The sequence below is a fragment of the Spirochaetales bacterium genome (assembly GCA_016930085.1).
Lineage (GTDB): Bacteria > Spirochaetota > Spirochaetia > SZUA-6 > JAFGRV01 > JAFGHO01.
The window spans coordinates 1-3,632 of the sequence record JAFGHO010000111.1 but is presented as its reverse complement, the minus strand read 5'-3'; the positions used below and the strand labels follow the sequence as shown (position 1 = coordinate 3,632).

General features: G+C 49.2%; 3 protein-coding genes. All 3 read left to right on the top strand.

All coding sequences use genetic code 11. The features are described from left to right. The first annotated feature begins 135 nt into the window (after window positions 1–135). Window positions 136–2,202, top strand: a complete 2,067-nt coding sequence (locus JW881_19020; GenBank protein MBN1699618.1) for an aminopeptidase — start codon at window positions 136–138, stop codon at window positions 2,200–2,202. 1 nt (window position 2,203) lies between these two features. After that, window positions 2,204–3,007, top strand: coding sequence for an ABC-2 family transporter protein (locus JW881_19015; GenBank protein ID MBN1699617.1), 804 nt, complete (start codon window positions 2,204–2,206; stop codon window positions 3,005–3,007). Then, window positions 3,007–3,632: ABC-2 family transporter protein (locus tag JW881_19010; GenBank protein ID MBN1699616.1), on the top strand; the 626-nt coding region annotated here is incomplete at its 3' end. The genes JW881_19015 and JW881_19010, both read left to right, overlap by 1 nt.

Genomic DNA, 3,632 nt, shown 5'->3' with positions numbered 1-3,632 from the left:
TGTGAACGTGTCGTTCTTGCGAACGTGTCGTTCTTGTGAACGTGTCTGTATTTTTATCAATGAATGCACCTTGCAACATTCTCGAGCTTATCGTATGATTTTTGGACCATCAGCGAGAAAGGATAACGGCTTTCCATGTTCGATTTCAACGAATTTTATGCAAAGGAAAACGACAAGGCGGGAGAACGCTATACGGCTACCGTCGATGCCGTACGCACCATCGCGGCAGAAACGGAAGACCCGGTACGGATTGACGGGATAAGGGAATTGCTGCGTTTCTATAATGCCGGATCCCGCCTGATACTGGAATGCGCGAACGCCGAAAAAAAGACGGACGAATCTTATTTCAGCGGGAATTCTTATTCCGAACTGAAAAAAGAAAACGGCTCCTTTTACCGTGAACTCGAAGAAAGCAATTATGAAACCAGCTATGCGAACCCCTCCTATAGCGTGAAAGTACTGGGCGACGGGATAGGCCGGCTTTACTCTTTTTTCTACACGGCCTTGCGACGATATATCGGCTATGCGAAGAAACACCAGCGCTATAAAATGGAAGAGGCAAACAGAATCTTTTTAGAAAGTTACCGTTTCATAACAAAAGAAAAACCGGCATATGAACCGCTAAAAGAAATAATAACCGGCATCGTGAAAAAAAAGGATGCGGTGAGGGATTTTCATTATTCTCTCCAGAAGCGGTTCAATCCTGATTTCGGATATTTCAGGGACCTGATCCGATCCGCGGGAGCCGGGGACCCCCGTTATCTCTTCAGATACCACAGCCATATATCGGACTGCGAGAGTGAGACCGCAGGCTTCCTCTCCGGCTACACGGCCGGGAAAATACAAAGGTGCGCGAATGTGATCGTCGAGAGTTACGTGCGGGGATTTGAAAGGAACAACAAATCTTTTGACGGAAGGCCGCATGTCGCTCTTTTTTATAATATCGGTATGGAACGGTTGATCGAAGCGGTGACCGGCGAACTCGCGAAACACGGGTTCCTTGCCTGTATCTCGGACCCGTCGTCGACCCCAACGAACCGCCAGTATCTCTACGATCACCGTTTCGATAGCGCCCTCTATTTGGATGAGGAATATATTGAAGAAACGGTCCGCGCCTATGACGAAGCCCTCGGGAATAACAGGATGTTGCTTGAAAAATATTCGGGCGGGATATATATAAATACATTCGGCGAGGCACCCTTTTGTCCGGTCAATAAAGAGGAAACGATAACGTTCGGCGAAGTCCGGCAAAAACGCTACCGGCAATACCAAAACCGTATGAACCGTCTGTACAACGAATATATACCCCGGACAAAAACGAGTTTCTGTATCGTCGCATTTCCCTCGCCGGAAATAGGCGATGCGTACGGTGAAATATTCGATGAAACCGTGCAGATCAATACCCTGGATACGGATCATTACGAGAACATCCAGCAGAAGATGATCGATGTTCTGGACAAGGCCGATTCGATACGAATCGAAGGCAAGGAAGAAAATCTCACCGATCTCACGGTCACGATGCAACCCCTCGACGATCCGGATACCCAGACGAAGTTCGTCAATTCCGGGGCAAACGTCAATATACCCGTGGGCGAAGTCTTCACCTCACCCCGATTGCAGGGAACAAACGGCGTTCTGCATGTAAAAGAGATATACCTCAGGGGATTGCGTTACGACAACCTCAGACTCGTTTTCAAAGACGGGTTTGTCGTTGAGTATTCATGTACCAATTTCGAGAATGAAAAAGAAAACGATTCCTATATAAAGGATAACCTTCTTTTCCCGCACGGCACCCTTCCCATGGGCGAGTTCGCCATCGGGACCAACACACTGGCTTTCGCGGTTTCGAAAAAATACAATATCACAGACAGGCTTCCCATTTTGATAATCGAAAAAACGGGACCCCATTTCGCTTTAGGTGACACCTGTTTTTCCCGCAGGGAGGATCACAAACTCTATAACGCCTTCAACAACAAGGAGATGACGGCGCGGGACAACGAAAAATCGATATTGCGAAAAACCGACCCGGAGAACGCATATGCCAACAAACATATCGATATATCGCTGCCGTATGAGGAAATCGGAAGCATTCGTGCAGTCATGAAAGACGGAGAAGAAAAAGCGATCATTTCAGGCGGACGCTTTGTCCTCGAAGGAACGGAAGAACTCAACCGGTATCTGGAAGATAAGCCGGGGAAATGACATGAAGGTATTTTTTACCATTATCAAGATCGCGCTAAAAATAACCGCCCGGTACCGGTTCACATTTCTCATGTCCGTGATCATACACCCCGTTTTCATGATACTGGGAATTCTGGTTTTTTCCAGTCTTTACCGCCATGCCGGCACGGCGATGCTTGCGGGATTTGAACTCGCTCAGATGGTATGGTATCTTGCGGGAATACTCTTTATCTGGTCGGCCATCTGGAACAGCACGGACTCACACATCGCGTTCAAAGTCCTGCACGGAGATTTGACCCAGGACCTCCTCCGTCCCCTTTCCATTTTCAAACTCGAACTGGGCATGGCCATCGGGCACCGGACACAGGCCTTTCTTCTCGAGTTTTTGCCCGACATGATAATCCTCCCGCTCATCTATTTCCCCTCGTTCATGACAATCTGGTCAGTCCTGAAATTCATACCGGTCCTCATCGGGGCGTTCCTCATCTTTTTTCATATCAATTTTCTCATCGGGCTTCTGAGTTTTGTCATGAAGACCACGAAAGCCATCGCATCGATACGGTATATTCTCGTTGCAACGATGGGCGGCGGGTGGCTCCCGCTCGATTTCTATCCCCCCGCCTTTAACGCGATCAACAGGTATCTGCCCTTCCAGTATATCTTTTACCAGCCCCTCCGCGTCATGCTCAATACGACTCCCACACAATCCCCCGAAGGCTATCTCACCATTATCGGGGTTCAGGCCGCATGGATCATCGGACTCCACATCCTTACCCGGGTGTTGTGGTTCGGGGCATACCGCAAGTATTGCGCGGTCGGAGGATAATGGTGAAAAAACAAACGAGTCTTCTGCTGTTGTATTACCACAATATCAAAAACGAGATCGCCCGCGCCATGCAGTTCCGGGCTGATTTCACGGTCAGTCTGATCACATCATTGGCCTTTTCCATAATCAGTCCGATTACCCAATTCCTCATCTTCCGGCTGACCAATGGATACCCCGGCTGGAGTGTTTCCGAGATGATCGTCTTCCAGGGGGCCTATGTGTTATGGACGGGATTCAGGGAGACCTTGTTCGGCGGGGTTCGTATCTTCATACTGCAGGTAGTACGAAAGGGGGACCTGGACAGAATCCTGCTCAAACCCTTTCATTCGGGGGGATTTATTTTGGCAAGCGGATTCAGGTTTGAAAGTATCGGCTCGATCGCGGCGGGTATTATTGTCCTGGTTCTGGCAATGCCCGCCACCGGTGCCGCCGTGACGATTTCGGGCATCATCGTGTTTCTGGTTCTCATTGTGTGTGGAACATTTCTCTTCATGGGAGTACTTCTCCTCTTCTGCGCCATTACGGTCACGGGTATTTTTTCAGGGAGGATCAGCGAACTTATCGACAGACTGCTCGACTACGCCGGGTACCCGTCCGAAATATATCCGGGGATATCGCGTGCGGT